This window comes from Methylobacterium sp. Leaf99, assembly GCF_001422375.1.
Taxonomy (GTDB): domain Bacteria; phylum Pseudomonadota; class Alphaproteobacteria; order Rhizobiales; family Beijerinckiaceae; genus Methylobacterium.
The window spans coordinates 1,509,134-1,524,957 of sequence record NZ_LMMU01000001.1 but is presented as its reverse complement, the minus strand read 5'-3'; the positions used below and the strand labels follow the sequence as shown (position 1 = coordinate 1,524,957).

Genomic DNA, 15,824 nt, shown 5'->3' with positions numbered 1-15,824 from the left:
CAGGGCCGCATCGCTCCGCCCGGACCGCCATGGGCCGAAGTCCCGATCAGGTTCCAACGCGCGAAGGCGCGAGACCGTGCCATTCGACTCTGGCCGCCGCTGTCATCGGCCTGTCACGTCGCGGTCATAGAGCCGCACCATCGGGCGGTTAACGGGTCGTGGCGGATCGAGGGCGCGCGGATCGCGCGGGCCCGGGGTCCCCCCTCCCGCTCGACAGACACGGAGAGCCTCGTGAAACCCTTCGCCTACGCCCTTGCCCTCGGGCTCGCGACCGCCCAGCTCGCCACCTCCGCCCTGGCCGCCGACATCACCGGCGCCGGCGCCACCTTCCCGTTCCCGGTCTATTCGAAATGGGCCGAAGCCTACCGCAAGGAGAGCGGCATGGGGCTGAACTACCAGTCCATCGGCTCGGGCGGCGGCATCAAGCAGATCCAGGCCAAGACCGTCGATTTCGGCGCCACCGACGCGCCCCTCAAGGGTGCGGCCCTCGAGAAGGACGGCCTCGTCCAGTTCCCCACCGTCATGGGCGGCGTCGTCCCCGTGGTGAACATCGCCGGCGTCGAGCCGGGCAAGCTCAAGCTCACCGGCGAGGTCATCGCCGAGATCTACGCCGGCCGGATCACCAAGTGGTCCGACGCGAAGATCGCCAAGCTCAACGAGGGGGTCAAGCTCCCCGAGGCGACCATCACCCCGGTCTACCGCTCGGACGCGTCGGGCACGACCAACATCTTCACCACCTACCTCTCCCAGGTCTCCGAGGCCTGGAAGAAGGAATTCGGTGCCGCCACCACGGTGAGCTGGCCCGCCGGCCAGGGCGGCAAGGGCAACGAGGGCGTCACCGCCACCGTCAAGCAGGTCCCCAACGCCATCGGCTACGTCGAGTCGGCCTACGCCAAGCAGAACAAGCTCAGCCACGCCCTGATCCAGAACAAGGCCGGCAAGTTCCCGCAGCCCGACGACAAGGCCTTCCAGGCCGCCGCCGCCAGCGCCGACTGGAAGTCCGCCCCCGGCTTCGGCATCTCCCTGACCGATCAGGCCGGGGAGAACGCCTGGCCGATCACCGCCGCGACCTTCATCCTGGTCTACAAGGAGCCGGCCGACCCGGCCAAGGCCGCCGACGTGCTCAAGTTCTTCGACTGGGCCTACAAGAACGGCGACAAGCTCGCCGTCGACCTCGACTACGTGCCGCTGCCCGACAACGTCGTCGGTCTGATCCACGACGCGTGGAAGGACATCAAGGCCAAGGACGGCAAACCTGTCTTCAACATGTAGGCTTGTCTTCGGCAGGTAAGACTTCGTCCCCTTCGAGGGACGGGCGATCCATCGACGGGCCCGGCGCATGCGCCGGGCCCGTCCCATGGAACACGATCGGCTCGCGTCGGGACACGCCGCGCTGTAGACGCCGCAGAGAGAAGAGACCAACTCGGATGGGCGCCTTGACTGAACAGATCTCCCTGACGCGGACGGCCGCTCCGGCCCGGCGCAAGCCCGGCGGCCTCGGCGACCAGCTGTTTCGCGCGGCCTCCTACGCCTCGGCGATCCTCGTCCTCCTCGTGCTCTTCGGCATCCTCGCCTCCATCGCCTATGGCGGCTGGCCGGCCTTCGCCGAATTCGGTCCCGGCTTCATCACGTCGAGCGCCTGGAACATCGGTCAGGAGCAGTACGGCGCCTTCGTCGCCATCATCGGCACCTTGGCCTCCGCCGTGCTGGCGCTGCTCATCGGCGTGCCCCTGTCCCTCGGCATCGCCGTCTACCTGACGCAGCTCTGCCCGGGCTGGGCGCGCAAGCCCGTCTCCATGACCATCGAGCTCCTCGCCTCGGTGCCGAGCATCATCTACGGCATGTGGGGCCTGTTCATCTTCGCGCCCCTGTTCGCCCGCTTCGTGCAGGTGCCGGTGTCGAACCTCGTGGAAGGCATGCCCATCGTCGGCACCCTGTTCTACGCCCGGGTGCCCTCGGGCGTCGGCATCCTCACCGCCGGCATCATCCTCGCCATCATGATCGTGCCGTTCGTGGCTTCGATCACCCGCGACATGCTCGACCAGATCCCCACGGTGCTGCGCGAGAGCGCCTACGGCATCGGCTGCACCACCTGGGAGGTGGTGCGCCACGTCCTCGTGCCCCAGGCCTCGGTCTCGATCATCGGCGCGATCATGCTCGGCCTCGGCCGGGCGCTGGGCGAGACCATGGCGGTGACCTTCGTCATCGGCAACGCCAACCGCCTCTCGGCCTCGGTGTTCGATCCGGGCTCCACCATCGCGTCGCGCATCGCCAACGAGTTCAACGAGGCCGACGGCCTGCAGCTGAATTCGCTCATGGCGCTGGGCTGCATCCTGTTCGTCATCACCTTCGTCGTCCTCATCGTCGCCCGCCTGCTCGTGCGACGCGTGAAGGTCGCGTGAGTTCGCCGGAGCCAGAACCCATGGACGCGCTCAACACCGTCGCCGGCACCGCGCCGCCGCTCCAGGCCAGCCGGGTCCGTTCCGGACGGCGGATCGCCGACAAGATGCTCATCGGCGCCAGCACCCTGGCCACCCTCATCGGCATCCTCGTCCTCGGCTCGATCCTGGGCATGCTCGTCATCGAGGGCGTGAAGGGCTTCTCGCCCCTCCTCTTCACCGAGCCGACGCCCGGACCCGGCTCCGAGGGCGGCGGCATCGCCAACGCGATCCTCGGCAGCCTCGTGATGACGTTCCTCGGCATCGTGGTGGCGACGCCCGTGGGCGTCATGGCCGGCACCTTCCTCGCCGAGTACGGCCGCAACTCGAAGCTCGCCGACCTCGTGCGCTTCCTCAACGACATCCTGCTGTCGGCGCCCTCCATCCTCATCGGCCTGTTCGTCTACACCCTCATGGTGCGGCCCATGGGCAGCTACTCGGGCTGGGCCGGCGCGGTGGCCCTCGCCATCATCGCCACCCCGGTCATCGTGCGGACCACGGAGGACATGCTGCGCCTCGTGCCCTCGACCCTGCGCGAGGCCGGCGCGGCGTTGGGCGCCCCGCCCTCGAAGGTCATCACCGCCATCACCTGGCGCGGGGCCTCGGCCGGCATCGTCACCGGCATCATCCTGGCGCTGGCCCGCATCGCCGGCGAGACCGCGCCGCTGCTGTTCACGGCGCTGAACAACAACAGCTGGTTCTCACCCAACCTCATGGGCGGCGTGCCGAACCTGCCGGTGATGATCTACCAGTTCGCCCTCTCGCCCTACCCGAACTGGCAGCAGCTCGCCTGGGCCGGCGCCCTCCTGATCACCGTCACGATCCTCGCCCTGTCGATCGTGGCCCGCTTCGTCATCAAGAGCGAGCGGGCGCGCTGATCCGCGCGCCGCTCCCACCGCCCCGCGCTCGATCGAAGGATTGCCACCGATGAACGCCGCCTCCGGGATCACCGCCGCGCAGCTCACCGGCCGCCACAAGGCGGACGAGAACTCCCCCGTCCGCATCGCCGTGAAGGACCTGAATTTCTACTACGGCAGCTTCCACGGTCTGAAATCCGTGAACCTCAACTTCCACGACCGCCAGGTGACGGCGCTCATCGGCCCGTCGGGCTGCGGGAAGTCGACCCTGCTGCGCACCTTCAACCGCATCTACAGCCTGTATCCGGACCAGCGCGCGGAAGGGCAGATCCTGCTCGACGGCCAGAACGTCCTCGATGCGAAGGTCGATCTCAACGAGCTGCGCTCGCGCATCGGCATGGTGTTCCAGAAGCCGACGCCGTTCCCCATGTCGATCTACGACAACGTCGCCTTCGGCCTGCGCCTCTACGAGAAGCTGCCGAAAGCCGACCTCGACGTGCGCGTGGAGGAGTCGCTCCGCAAGGCCGCCCTGTGGGACGAGGTCAAGGACAAGCTCAAGCAGTCCGGCATGGGCCTCTCGGGCGGCCAGCAGCAGCGCCTGTGCATCGCCCGCACCGTGGCCCAGCGCCCCGAGGTGATCCTGTTCGACGAGCCGACCTCGGCCCTCGATCCGATCTCCACGGGCCGCATCGAGGAGCTCATCGAGCAGCTGCGCTCCGAGTTCACCATCGTCATCGTCACGCACAACATGCAGCAGGCCGCGCGCATCTCGCAGTTCACGGCGTTCATGTATCTCGGCGAGCTCGTCGAGTTCGGGCCGACGACGCGGATCTTCATGAACCCCGAGAAGCGCCAGACCCAGGACTACATCACCGGCCGCTTCGGCTGAGGGCCTCCCGCGAAACGCCCGCCGCGCCGCCGGATTCGAGCGGAGCGGCCGCGATCGGGCGTTTCGCGAGGCACTCTGATCCTCGGGCGGGGGACATCGACCCCCGTATCCCGCCCCAACGCCACGTGGCAGGTTCCGAGACGGGCCTGACCGAGGAGTGCGACATGCCCGACCACATCGTCAGTTCCTACGACACCGACCTCGAAGACCTGCGCCGCTCCATCTCGGAGATGGGCGGCATCGCCGAGAAGATGATGACGGAGGCGAGCGACGCCCTCGTGCGCCGCGACGTGCCCCTGGCCCAGGCCGTCATCGCGGCGGATCACCGCCTCGACACCCTGCAGCGCGAGATCGAGGAGCGCTCGATCCTGCTCATCGCCCGGCGCCAGCCCATGGCCATCGACCTGCGCGAGACGGTCTCGGCCATCCGCGTCTCGAACGACCTCGAGCGCATCGGCGATCTGGCCAAGAACGTCGCCAAGCGCGTGGTCGCCATCGCCGAGCAGGTCCAGCCGCAGAAGATCGTCATCGGCGTCCAGCACATGAGCGACCTGGTGCAGGAGCAGCTCAAGGACGTCCTCGACGCCTATGCCAGCCGCGACACCAAGGCGGCTCTGGACGTGTGGGAGCGCGACGACGCCATCGACGCCCTCTACAATTCCCTGTTCCGCGAACTCCTGACCTACATGATGGAGGACCCGCGCAACATCTCGTTCTGCACCCACCTCCTGTTCGTCGCCAAGAACATCGAGCGCATCGGCGACCACACCACCAACATCGCCGAGACGATCCACTACCTCGTCACCGGCGAGAACAGCCTGGCCGAGAGCGACCGTCCCAAGAACGACGCCTCGAACTACGCCACGGTGGACGTGCCGCCCCTCGACGTGGCCACCGGCGTCTGAGGGACGGCGGGGACCGGGCCCGGTCGCCGGGACCCAGGAGATGGGACGGTTCCGGGGGCGTTCGGACCCGGTCCGGACGTCCCCGGTTTCGCATGGGGGCGCATGGTGGGCGGGCGTATACTGAGCGGGCGTGGGTGATGAGTACGCGGATCCTGATCGTCGAGGACGAGGAGGCCCTGACCCTCCTGCTGCGCTACAACCTTGAGGCCGAGGGCTTCGTGGTCGACTCCGCGACGCGCGGCGACGAGGCGGACATCCGGATGCAGGAACAGGTCCCCGACCTCGTCCTCCTGGATTGGATGCTGCCCGGCCTGTCGGGGATCGAACTGTGCCGCCGCATCCGGGCGCGCCGGGAGACCGAGCGCCTGCCGGTGATCATGCTCACGGCCCGGGGCGAGGAGAGCGACCGCATCCGCGGCCTCGGCACGGGCGCCGACGACTACATCGTCAAGCCGTTCTCCGTGCCCGAGCTCCTCGCCCGCGTGCGGGCCCTCCTGCGGCGGGCCAAGCCCGCCCACGTCGCCAACCTGCTGGTGGCCGGGGACATCGAGCTCGACCGCCTCAGCCACCGCATCCGCCGGGAGGGCCGCGAGATCCATCTCGGGCCGACGGAGTTCAAGCTCCTCGAATTCCTGATGCAGAGCCCCGGCCGCGTGTTTTCGCGGGAACAGCTCCTCGACGGGGTCTGGGGCCACGACGTCTACATCGACGAGCGCACGGTGGACGTCCATGTCGGGCGCCTGCGCAAGGCCCTCAACCGGCCCCGCCAGAGCGACCCGATCCGCACGGTGCGGGGCTCGGGCTACTCGTTCGACGAGATGTTCGCCGGCGCCGAACCGTAACGCGTCCGCTTCAGCGGAAGCCGCCGGCCAAGCTTAGCGAAAGCCGCCGGCCCGGCTCAGCGGAAGCCGCCGGCCGGGCTCATCGGAAGCCGCCGACCCGGCGGTCGCGCCGGCGCTCGGCCGCCGGCTGATAGGCGATCTCGGCGTGGTGGGTGCAGTAGGGCAGGCCGGTGATGGCGCGGTCGCCGCAATAGTGGAACTCGGGCGTGGTCGGGTCGCCCAGGGGCCAGCGGCACATGGATTCGCGCAGGTCCATGATCGTCACGCGCCGGGAGGTCGCCAGGGCCACGGGCTCGACCCGCGCGACGGGCGCCGCCTCGGCACGGGCGGCGGGCGCCTCGGCCGCCACGGGCACCATGGCCACGGACACCATGGCGATGACCGCTCCGGGTTCGGCCGTGCCGGTCTCGGCGCCCTGCGCCGCCCCGGTCGCTTCGGCCCCGGCCCCTTCCGACGCCTGGGCTTCCCCCTCGCGGGCGGCCTTCTTGCGGGGGAGGACCGTGTCGGACGCCTTCGCGGCGCGGCCGGACAGGCCGAGGCGATGGACCTTGCCGATGACGGCGTTGCGGGTGACGCCGCCGAGCTGCGCGGCGATGCGGCTGGCGCTCAGGCCCTCCTGCCACAGGCGGCGCAGGAGATCGACGCGCTCGTCCGACCAGCTCGGGATCGTATCCGTCATCGCCCCCTCCGACATCGTCCTCGCTCACCCTCGGCGTCGCGGGCACGGAGGCACAGCGGCGGGGCTCCGCGGCTGGCGACTTCGGGACCGGACGGGTGACGTTCGCCTCGGGCTCTCTTCGGCGACGGGCGAACCGTACAGGAGCGCGCGAGCCGGAGGCAAGAGCGGCTTCGGCGATGACCGGAAGAGCGGCCAAGTTTCCACCGGCCAAGTTTTGGCCGGACGCGTTCGCCTGGACTGAGTTTCCCTTGACTATGTTTCCTGCGGTCGCGTTTCGACCCCCGGCCTTTGGCCGGACGAGGCGTGCCGGCGGCCCCGCATTGCCGGTGGGAGACGGGCGGCCTATCTGAGGGGCGACCGCCGCATCCCGATCCACCCCCACCAGGAGACCCCATGCGTCTGCCCCGCGCCACGGCCTGTCTCGTCCTGTTCGCCACCGGGGCGGGCGCCGCCGAGCCCGTGCACCTCGCCAGTCACCGGGCGGTCTACGACCTGTCCCTGGCCCAGAGCGGCGGCACCCGGGCGGTGGAGAGTGCGCGCGGGCGCATCGTCATCGATTTTTCGGGCGACGCCTGCAAGGGCTACACGATGCAGACCCGGCAGGTGACGGTGCTGGACAGCGGTGAGACCGGCAGCCGCACCTCGGACCTGCGCAACACCACCTTCGAGAGCGCCGACGGACGCAGCTACCGCTTCAAGGTCAGCACCCTCCTCAACGGCACGCCCGGCCAGTCCGTGGACGGCACCGCCGAGACGGCGGCCGACGCCCTCAAGGTCCGCCTCAAGGAGCCCAAGCGCGACGGCTTCCAGGCGAGCGGCGAGGTGCTGTTCCCCACCCTCCACATGCGCCGGCTCATCGAGACGGCGCGCGCCGGCCAGACCACGCTCTCCGTCAAGGTCTACGACGGCACCGACGACGGCCGGAAGGTCTACGACACCCTGGCGGTCATCGGACGCCCGGCCACGACCGCCTCCGCCAAGGCGGAATCCGACCGCGACAAGCCCCTGCGCGAGGGCGAGATGGCGGGCATGACCCACTGGCCGGTGACCCTGAGCTACTTCACCTCCGGCGCGGGCGAGCGCACGCCGATCTACGTGCTGACCTTCGACCTCTACGAGAACGGGGTCAGCGGAAACCTGCGCCTGGATTACGGGGAATTCGCCGTGGCGGGCAATCTCAGCCGCCTCGACAAGCTCCCGGCCGCGACGGACTGCAAATCCTGACGCCCGCTACAAGTCCTGAAACGCGCTACTCGCCGGCGCGCGGCGCGGGGGTGAAGGCGAGGCCGCGCTGGATCGTTCCGGCGCCGAACTTTTCACGCAGCCGGTCGAGGGCGGCCTCGCGCCGGACGGTGCGGGCCACACCTCCGTCGACAAGGCCTCCGGTGACGAGACCTCCGGTGACGAGCCCGCCCGCCGTGAGGCTCCCGTCGATGAGGTCGCCCCGGTCGGCATGGACCGCGTCGCACAGGTCGCCGCCGCCGATGCCGAGGAGGCGGAACGGCGTGCCGTCGCAGGCCGCCCGCAGGAGGGGTTCGCTGTCGGCGAACAGGCGCGCGGCGAGCTGCGTCGGCGCCAGGCCGCCGCGCGTCCGGGTGCGGAGGCGGAACGCCGAATCCTTGAGCTTCAGGGTGACGTTGGCGGCCGCGAGGTTCTGGCGCTTGAGCCGGCCCGACACCTTCTCGCACAGGCGCCACAGGATCGGCCGCAGGGCCTCGAAGGCGGCGATGTCCGCGCTGAAGGTGGTCTCGGCCGAAACGCTCTTGGTGTCGCGCTCGGGCCGGACGGGGCGCGGGTCGTCGCCCCGGGCGAGGGCCAGGAGCCGGCTCGCGTCGCGCCCCAGGGCCGCGTGCAGGGTCCGCGGGTCGGCCCTGGCGATGTCGGAGACGCGGCGGATGCCGCGCTCGGCCAGCCGCGCCCGCGCCGCCTGGCCGATGCCGGGCAGGATCGAGACCGGGCGCCCGGCGAGGAATTCCACCGCCTCCGCCCGGCCGAGGATGGCGAACCCGCGCGGCTTGTCGAGGTCGGAGGCGATCTTGGCCAGGAACTTCGCATCGGACAGGCCGATGGAGACGGTGATGCCGATCTCCCGCTCCACCCGGGCGGCGAAGCGCGCCAGGGTGAGGGCCGGGCTCGCCCCGTGCAGGCGCTCGGTGCCCGACAGGTCGAGGAAGGCTTCGTCGATGGAGACGGGCTCCACCAGGGGCGTCAGGTCGAGCATCATCTGCCGGACCTCCCGCCCGACGCGGGCGTACTTCTCCATGTCCGGGCGCAGGACCACGGCGTCGGGGCAGGCCTTGAGGGCCTGGAACATCGGCATCGCCGAGTGGACGCCCGAGATCCGCGCGAGGTAGCAGGCGGTGGCCACCACGCCGCGGGTGCCGCCGCCGATGATGAGGGGCCGGTCGCGCAGGGACGGGTCGTCGCGCTTCTCCACCGTGGCGTAGAAGGCGTCGCAATCGACATGGGCGATGGTGAGCCGGTCGCGCTCGGGATGCGACAGCAGGCGCGGCGAACCGCAGGCGCGGCAGCGTGCCGGGCCGGCCTGGACCGTGCAGCAATCCCGGCAGAACGCCGTCATGGGAAATCGTCGCCCGCCGCCCCGTGGTCGGAGCCGTCATCGAACTCTGTGGGCGAGAGCCGGCGCCAGGCCGCCGCGATGCGCTCGGGCGGGACCGCGAGGGCCTGTGCCGCGGCCATCAGGGTGGCCTCGTCGCCCATCACGTGGTCGAGGAGGCCCGCGAGGAAGCCGGCATCCTGCGCGCTCGCCCGCAGGGTGTCGGGGGTCGCGCCGGTGGCGGCGAGGAAGGGGTGGAGCCGCTCGTCGTCGGTGGCCAGCCAGGCGAGAATCGCCACGGCGAGGCGCTCGGCCGAATCGCGCTCATTGTCGGATTTGCGTTTCGTCAACATGTATCCGTTACATCTTCTCGCGCGGGACATGTCGCGCGGGCCGAGCCTCCAAGAACGGGCCATGCCTCCAAGAACAATGAGCCGCTCGAACGCCGGGAACAATGGGCCATGACAAAGACGGTGCTCATCGTCGAGGACAACGAGCTGAACATGAAGCTCTTCAACGACCTGTTGGAGGGGCATGGCTACGCGACGCTCAAGACCGCCAACGGCATCGAGGCCATCGAGCTGGCCCGCACCCACCGGCCCGACCTCATCCTCATGGACATCCAGCTTCCCGAGGTCTCCGGCCTCGAGGTGACGAAGTGGCTCAAGGAGGACGACGACCTGAAGTCCATCCCGGTTATCGCCATCACGGCCTTCGCCATGAAGGGCGACGAGGAACGCATCCGCGAGGGCGGCTGCGAGGCCTACCTCTCGAAGCCGATCTCCGTGGCCAAGTTCCTCGCCACCGTCCGCCAGTATCTCGGCGACGGCCGGACGACGTGACCGCCTCCGCTCCCCTCGACCCGAACGCGTGAGGACAGATGTCGGCCCGCATCCTGATCGTCGATGATCTCTTCCCCAACGTGAAGCTCCTCGAGACCAAACTCTCGCTCGAGTATTTCGACGTGCTGGCGGCCATGAACGGCCCGGACGCCCTGGCGATCTGCGCCAAGGGCCTGTGCGACCTCGTGCTCCTCGACGTGATGATGCCCGGCATGGACGGGTTCGAGGTGTGCCGGCGCCTCAAGAACGACCCCAATACCGCCCACCTGCCCGTGGTGATGGTCACCGCCCTCGACCAGCCCTCCGACCGCCTGCGCGGCCTCGACGCCGGCGCCGACGACTTCCTGACGAAGCCCATCGACGACGTCGCCCTGTTCGCCCGCGTGCGCAGCCTCGTCCGGCTCAAAGCCGTGACGGACGAGCTGCGCAGCCGCGCCCTCGCGTCGCGGGATTTCGGCATGGGCGATCCCCTGGCGCTCGCCACCGCCGAGACCGGCCAGAACGCCGCGATCCTGCTGGTCGACGACCGGGCGAGCTCGGCCGACCGCCTGTCCACGGCCCTGAGCCAGCACCACAGCGTCACCGTCGAACCCGATCCGCACCGGGCCCTGGTGCTCGCCACCGAGGGGACCTTCGACCTCGCCCTCGTCAGCCTCGATCTCGTCGATTTCGACGGCCTGCGCCTGTGCAGCCAGCTGCGGTCCCTCGACCGAACCCGGGCCATGCCGGTGGTGATGATCGCCGAGCCGCACGACAAGGCGCGGGTGGTGCGCGGTCTCGATTTCGGCGTGCACGACTACCTCATGCGCCCCGTCGACCGGAACGAGCTCGTGGCCCGCGTCCGCACGCAGGTGCGCCGCCGGCGGTTCTCCGACACCCTGCGGGGCGCCGTGCAGGCCTCCATGGAGCTCGCGGTCACCGACGGGCTCACGGGCCTGCACAACCGGCGCTACCTCGACAGCCACCTCGGCGCCCTGTTCGCCGAGGCCGCCCTGCGCGGCCGCCCGGTGGCGACCCTCATGCTCGACATCGACCGCTTCAAGGCGATCAACGACACCTGGGGCCACGAGGCCGGCGACGAGGTCCTGCGGGCCTTCGCCGACCGCATCCGCACCCATACCCGCGGCATCGACATCGTCTCCCGCTACGGCGGCGAGGAGGTGGTGATCATCCTGCCCGACGCCGAGCCGCCCGAGGCCCACGCCATCGCCGAGCGCATCCGCGAGCGGATCGAGGCGGTGCCGTTCGCGATCCAGCGCGACACCCGCGCCATCGCCGTCACGGTCTCCATCGGCGTGTCCTGGCGCCGGCCCGAGGATATCGGCCCCGCCGACATGCTCAAGCGCGCCGATCTCGCCCTGTACCGGGCCAAGAACGCCGGCCGCAACCGCGTCGAGGCGGCCGCCGCCTGAGCGTCAGGCGGCCGGCTCGGCCCGGCCTTCGGCCAGCCCGTCTTCGCGCATCCAGCCCTCCCGCAACCACGTCACGGCGCCGCCGAGGCCCGCCACCCACCAGGCCTGCCACGCGCCGTGCTCGACGAAGGCGACCGCCGCCGCGGCGCCGAGGAGGCCCAAGGCCGTCACCGCCTGGAACCGGGGCATCGCGGCGATGGACCGGAGCGTCAGGAAGAGCAGGGCCGCCATCAGGCCGGCGCCGACGATTCCGAGTTCGGCCCAGACCTGCAGAAAACTGTTGTGCGGGTGGCCCACCGCCAGCATCCGGCGCCAGTCCGGCGCGAGGGTGTCGGCCACGGGGGTCCAGGCGAAGCGCCCGGCCGTGCCGTACCCGGCCCCGCGCCACGGATCGGCGGCGACCGCCGCGCCGAAGCTGCGGGCGATGGCGACACGGGCCCGCGAACTGCTCTGGATCAGGCGCTCGTGGGCCGCCTCCGGCATCAGGCGGTGCAGGAGATCGCCCTCCACGGGGCTGAGCGCCACGGCCAGGGCCAGGCCGGCGCCCGCGAGGCCGAGGCCGGCGCGCCGGGGCAGGCACCGGGCCGCGAGGGCCATTCCGGCGCCGGCGCCGAGCCCGAGGGCGGCCGCCCCGCTCACGGAGCGCAGGATCGCGGCCACGGACACGAGGACGACGAGGCCGGCGGCCCACCGATGCCCGCGCCGCAGGAGCACGGCCGCGAGGGGGCCGGCCACCAGGAGGATCGTCAGGACCGGGCGGTTGAAGACGAAGTAGGCGACCCGCGTGCCCAGCGCCTTCTGCACCGGCAGGTCGGCGGCGAGGTCGACGACGATGTAGAGCCCGGCCAGACCCAGCATCCAGGCGGCGGCCAGGGCCATTCCGGGCGGCATCCGTCCGGGGGCCAGGCGTGCCGCGCAGTAGGCCGCCACGAGGGTGGGGCCGAACTCGCCGGCCGTGCGCCAGGACAGGGTGGGGAACGGGCTCCAGGCGATGGAGACGAGGCCCCAGGCGAGGAAGGCGAGGGCGGCGCCCCCCGCCGGCGTGCGCAGGGGCGCCGCGAGCGCGGTCCAGGCCGCGCGCCGGTCCTCCACCAGGGCGGCGGCCAGGAACAGGAGGGCGGCGAGGCCGATGACGGCCGGGCTCGACCGGTTGGCCGCCGCCATCACCAGGGGGAGGGCGGCCAGGACCAGGGCGCCGGCGCCGCGCAGGCGCGCGACGGACGGGGACGTCACGGGGACGACCGCGCGGGAGCGGGGCGCCCTACTGGAGCTGGTGGCCGCGCTTCACCATCTCGGTCCGGACGCGGACCATGACGTATTCCGAGACCTCCTGGGTCCAGCCCTGCATGGCCTGGACGATGCCGTCGAGGACCTGGGGCTGGGTCTCGACGTAGCGCTTGCCGGCCGGGGAGCGGAAGAACGCGGCGATGTCGGCGAGTTCGGCCTCGGTGAGGCGGGTGGCGTAGATGCGCGCGGCCGTGTCGATCATGGCCTGCTTCTGCATCTCCATCTCGGGCTGGAGGCCGACCAGCACCTCGTCGAGGTCCTTGCCGAGTTCCGGCCGGGTGACGGCGTTCTGCCGGATCTGCTCGCTGAAGGCCGGGATGATGGAATCGAACGAGCGGGCGATGCCCGAACTCAGCATCACCTCGCGGGCTAGGGCCATGTGCGACGGGGCGAAGGCCGGGGCCTGTGTGTTCGCTGCCGGAGTCGGCACGGCGGGCGTCGGCGCGGCGGGCTTGCCCGGGGCGGCCTTCGGCGGGGTCGCCGGCTTCTGCGGGGCCTGGGCCCAGGCGGCCAGGGGAAAGGCGGCCGGGGCGATCGCCAGGACGGCCCCCGCCAGGGCGGTGCGCAGGGTCTGAGAGCGGACGATGGGGCGGGACATGGATAAGCGCTCCGGAGGTCTTCTGCGATGCGGTTCGGGCGATGGATCGGGCTTCTGGTTAGACGGCGCCGAGGCAGGTCACGTGCGCGACCCCGTCCCGCGCTTCCGCCAGGATCGCCCCGGTGGCGAGGCCGAGGAACAGGCCGTGCTCGACCACGCCCGGCACCGCCCACAGGGCGGCCGACAGGGCCTCGGGATCGGGGATGCGCTTGAGGTGCGCGTCGAGGATGTGGTGGCCGCCATCGGTGCGCAGGGGCGCGCCGTCCGCGCCGGCGCGCAGGAGAACCGCGCCGGCGCAGCCGGCGGCGGCGACGGCCGCCTCCACGGCGCGGCGGGTGGCGCCGAGGCCGAACGGGTTGACCTCGACGGGCAGCGGAAACGCGCCGAGGGTCTCGACGCCCTTGGCGGCGTCGGCGATCACCACCATGCGGCGGCTGGCGAAGGCGACGATCTTCTCCCGGAGCAGGGCCGCGCCGCCGCCCTTGATCAGGCGCATGTGGCCGTCGATCTCGTCGGCCCCGTCGATGGTGAGATCGAGCTCCGGCATCTCCTCGAGGGTGGCGAGGCGGATGCCGGCGGCCTCCGCCGCCAGCCGCGTCGCCTCCGAGGTCGGCACGCCGACGACGTCGAGGCCGGCCCGGACGCGGGCGCCCAGGAGCTCGACGAAGACGTTGGCGGTGCTGCCGGTGCCGATCCCGAGGCGCATCCCGTCGGTCACGAGGGCGACGGCCCGCTCGGCGGCGGCGCGCCGCAGGTCGGGCCCGCTCACGCCGCGACTCCGGGGGCGACGGGGCGGATCGGAACGGCAGGGCGCATGGCACGGGCTCGGGTTGCGGGCGTCGGCAGGCCCTACCACGGCTGGCAGCGCCGTCAAACGCGGGGCGTTCCGGCGCTTCCGATCAGGGGCGGGGTGTGGGCTGGAGGGGGGTGACGCTCGGGCTCGCGCGGCCCGGCGCCGGGCTCGCCGCCTCGTCGGCGGGGTTGGCCTGGGCGGTGCAGACCACGGCCTCCTTCTGGAGCTGGACGTAGCAGATGCTCATCTCGCCCGTGCGGTAATTGACCCGGAACACGCCCGCCTCGCGGGTGTGGCGGGAGGCGACGAGGCCGTACTCGGAAGGCGCCTGGGCGCTCGCCCCCTCGCCGGCGCCGTAGCACACGGTGACGCCGACGCTGCCCACCGCGCCCTCGCGCAGGCCGTACTGGCACGAGGTGACCTCGCCCGTGACCTTGTCGACCCGGTAGACCCGGTTGAGGTCGATCTGGGGGGCGGGCACGAACTCGTAGGAACTCGCGAGGGCCGTCCCCGTGAGCAGCCCGAGCACCGCGCCCGCGCGCAAAAGGTGTGAGACTTGATGTGAGGCCTGGTGTGTCAGACGCATGAGTGCCCCGATGTCCCGTTTGCGGATGTCGCGCGAGCGGTATCGCCGCCTTGCGGCGCAACCGTGACCCCGCGGCGGGCGTCTTGTCCGCGCCGCGCGGCCCCGATAGCGCTTGGCGCCGATCCCCGGCCCATCTCCGCAGCCGAGCCCTCGCAGAAAGCCAGCCCATGTCCGCGTCGAGCCCCATGTCCGCGTCGAGCCAATCCCCGTCCCCCCTGCCGCCCATTGCGGTGTTCGACCTCGACGGCACCCTGGCCGAGACGGCGGGCGACCTCGTCGGCACCCTCAACGCGATTCTGGCGCGGGAGGGCCTGAACACCCTCGACCTCGCGCAGGCCCGCGACATGATCGGCGCCGGCGCCAAGGCGCTGATCCGGCGCGGGTTCGAGGCGGCCGGCGAGGAACTCGACGAGGCCCGCCTGGAGACCCTGTTCGTGGCCTTCCTCGATCATTACGGCCGCCACCTGTGCGACCATTCCCACCTGTTCCCGGGGGTTACGGAGGCCCTCGACACCCTCGCCGCCCGGGGCTTCAGGCTCGCCGTGTGCACCAACAAGGTCGAGGCCCACGCCCTCACGCTCCTCGAACTGCTCGGGGTCTCGGGCCGCTTTTCCGCCATCTGCGGCCGCGACACCTTCGCGCATTTCAAGCCGGACCCGCGCCACATCACCCTCACCATCGAACGCGCCGGCGGCGATCCGGCCCGGGCCGTGATGGTGGGGGATTCGCGCGCCGACATCGACGCGGCGAAGGCCGCCGGCATCCCGGTGATCGCGGTGCCGTTCGGCTACACCGACCTGCCCGTCGAAGCCTTCGGCCCCGACCGGGTGATCGGGCATTTCGATGAGCTGGTGGAGGCCGTGGAGGCGCTGGTGCCGGTGGTGCGGGGATAGGGTCGCGTCGGCTCGGCCTGTCGGTCCCATTCCATCACCTCATCCCGAGGTGGTGGAACAGGCCGAGCGCATCGAAGGCGCGCCGACCGACGGCACGCGATGCGGCAGCGATGAAAACCGTCGGATGATGGGTGTTCATCGAGGAAAATGGTGGGCGGTACAGGGATCGAACCTGTGACCTTCCCCGTGTGAAGGGGACGCTCTACCGCTGAGCCAACCGCCCGTTGCCATTCTTGCCGGTTCGCG

General features: G+C 71.2%; 17 protein-coding genes and 1 tRNA gene. 10 read left to right on the top strand and 8 right to left on the bottom strand.

From position 1 onward, the window contains the following. Nucleotides 1–231: 231 nt before the first annotated feature. The 6 genes from pstS to phoB all read left to right on the top strand — a co-directional run bounded on the left by pstS (nt 232) and on the right by phoB (nt 5,931). Nucleotides 232–1,272, top strand: coding sequence for a phosphate ABC transporter substrate-binding protein PstS (gene pstS / locus ASF28_RS07005; RefSeq protein WP_056089451.1), 1,041 nt, complete (start codon nt 232–234; stop codon nt 1,270–1,272). A gap of 155 nt (nt 1,273–1,427) precedes the next feature. Continuing rightward, entirely contained in the window at nt 1,428–2,402 is a 975-nt protein-coding gene (gene pstC / locus ASF28_RS07000) for a phosphate ABC transporter permease subunit PstC (protein ID WP_056089449.1), read from the top strand. A gap of 20 nt (nt 2,403–2,422) precedes the next feature. After that, nucleotides 2,423–3,316, top strand: a complete 894-nt coding sequence (pstA, locus tag ASF28_RS06995; protein ID WP_056089446.1) for a phosphate ABC transporter permease PstA — start codon at nt 2,423–2,425, stop codon at nt 3,314–3,316. A gap of 49 nt (nt 3,317–3,365) precedes the next feature. Beyond that, the gene (gene pstB / locus ASF28_RS06990; RefSeq protein ID WP_056089444.1) at nt 3,366–4,184 is read left to right on the top strand and encodes a phosphate ABC transporter ATP-binding protein PstB; all 819 of its coding nucleotides are present in this window, start codon (nt 3,366–3,368) and stop codon (nt 4,182–4,184) included. Nucleotides 4,185–4,348: 164 nt separating this feature from the next. Next, a complete protein-coding gene (gene phoU / locus ASF28_RS06985; protein ID WP_056089441.1) occupies nt 4,349–5,089 on the top strand; it encodes a phosphate signaling complex protein PhoU in 741 nt (246 codons plus the stop codon). A gap of 137 nt (nt 5,090–5,226) precedes the next feature. Next, on the top strand, nt 5,227–5,931 hold the full coding sequence (gene phoB, locus ASF28_RS06980; RefSeq protein ID WP_056089440.1) for a phosphate regulon transcriptional regulator PhoB: 705 nt from the start codon (nt 5,227–5,229) through the stop codon (nt 5,929–5,931). Between the two features lie 79 nt (nt 5,932–6,010). On the opposite strand, the gene ASF28_RS06975 is transcribed toward phoB, so the two are convergent. Next, nucleotides 6,011–6,610, bottom strand: coding sequence for a GcrA family cell cycle regulator (locus tag ASF28_RS06975; protein WP_056089437.1), 600 nt, complete (start codon nt 6,608–6,610; stop codon nt 6,011–6,013). 393 nt (nt 6,611–7,003) lie between these two features. On the opposite strand from ASF28_RS06975, the gene ASF28_RS06970 reads away from it, so the two are divergent. Then, nucleotides 7,004–7,834, top strand: coding sequence for a cell envelope integrity EipB family protein (locus ASF28_RS06970; RefSeq protein WP_056089435.1), 831 nt, complete (start codon nt 7,004–7,006; stop codon nt 7,832–7,834). A gap of 25 nt (nt 7,835–7,859) precedes the next feature. Here the strand turns inward: ASF28_RS06970 and ASF28_RS06965 are convergent, their stop codons facing one another. Both ASF28_RS06965 and ASF28_RS06960 read right to left on the bottom strand, forming a co-directional pair. Further along, nucleotides 7,860–9,191: a DNA polymerase IV gene (locus ASF28_RS06965; protein ID WP_056089432.1), complete on the bottom strand. Its 1,332-nt coding sequence runs from the start codon at nt 9,189–9,191 to the stop codon at nt 7,860–7,862. Further along, nucleotides 9,188–9,520 carry a DUF3572 domain-containing protein gene (locus ASF28_RS06960; RefSeq protein WP_056089429.1) on the bottom strand — a complete coding sequence of 111 codons (333 nt, stop codon included), beginning with the start codon at nt 9,518–9,520 and terminating at the stop codon, nt 9,188–9,190. Before ASF28_RS06960 ends, ASF28_RS06965 begins: the two co-directional genes overlap by 4 nt. 108 nt (nt 9,521–9,628) lie before the next feature. Between ASF28_RS06960 and ASF28_RS06955 the strand changes: the two genes are divergently transcribed. Further along, entirely contained in the window at nt 9,629–10,009 is a 381-nt protein-coding gene (locus ASF28_RS06955) for a response regulator (RefSeq protein WP_056089426.1), read from the top strand. A gap of 38 nt (nt 10,010–10,047) precedes the next feature. Continuing rightward, complete coding sequence (locus ASF28_RS06950; protein WP_056089423.1) at nt 10,048–11,421, top strand: PleD family two-component system response regulator; 1,374 nt, start codon at nt 10,048–10,050, stop codon at nt 11,419–11,421. A 3-nt stretch (nt 11,422–11,424) separates the two neighbouring features. Here the strand turns inward: ASF28_RS06950 and ASF28_RS06945 are convergent, their stop codons facing one another. From ASF28_RS06945 to ASF28_RS06930, 4 genes are all read right to left on the bottom strand, one after another. Then, a complete protein-coding gene (locus ASF28_RS06945; RefSeq protein WP_244474914.1) occupies nt 11,425–12,654 on the bottom strand; it encodes an O-antigen ligase family protein in 1,230 nt (409 codons plus the stop codon). A gap of 28 nt (nt 12,655–12,682) precedes the next feature. Beyond that, entirely contained in the window at nt 12,683–13,306 is a 624-nt protein-coding gene (locus tag ASF28_RS06940; RefSeq protein WP_056089421.1) for a DUF2059 domain-containing protein, read from the bottom strand. Between the two features lie 58 nt (nt 13,307–13,364). Further along, nucleotides 13,365–14,075 carry a ribose-5-phosphate isomerase RpiA gene (gene rpiA / locus ASF28_RS06935; protein ID WP_056089417.1) on the bottom strand — a complete coding sequence of 237 codons (711 nt, stop codon included), beginning with the start codon at nt 14,073–14,075 and terminating at the stop codon, nt 13,365–13,367. Between the two features lie 130 nt (nt 14,076–14,205). Further along, complete coding sequence (locus ASF28_RS06930; protein ID WP_056089414.1) at nt 14,206–14,685, bottom strand: hypothetical protein; 480 nt, start codon at nt 14,683–14,685, stop codon at nt 14,206–14,208. 167 nt (nt 14,686–14,852) lie between these two features. Here ASF28_RS06930 and gph point away from each other — a divergent pair, with 167 nt between their 5' ends. After that, nucleotides 14,853–15,578: a phosphoglycolate phosphatase gene (gph, locus tag ASF28_RS06925; RefSeq protein ID WP_244474913.1), complete on the top strand. Its 726-nt coding sequence runs from the start codon at nt 14,853–14,855 to the stop codon at nt 15,576–15,578. 148 nt (nt 15,579–15,726) lie between these two features. Here gph and ASF28_RS06920 read toward each other — a convergent pair. Then, nucleotides 15,727–15,801: transfer RNA gene (locus ASF28_RS06920), tRNA-Val, on the bottom strand. Between the last annotated feature and the right edge of the window lie 23 nt (nt 15,802–15,824).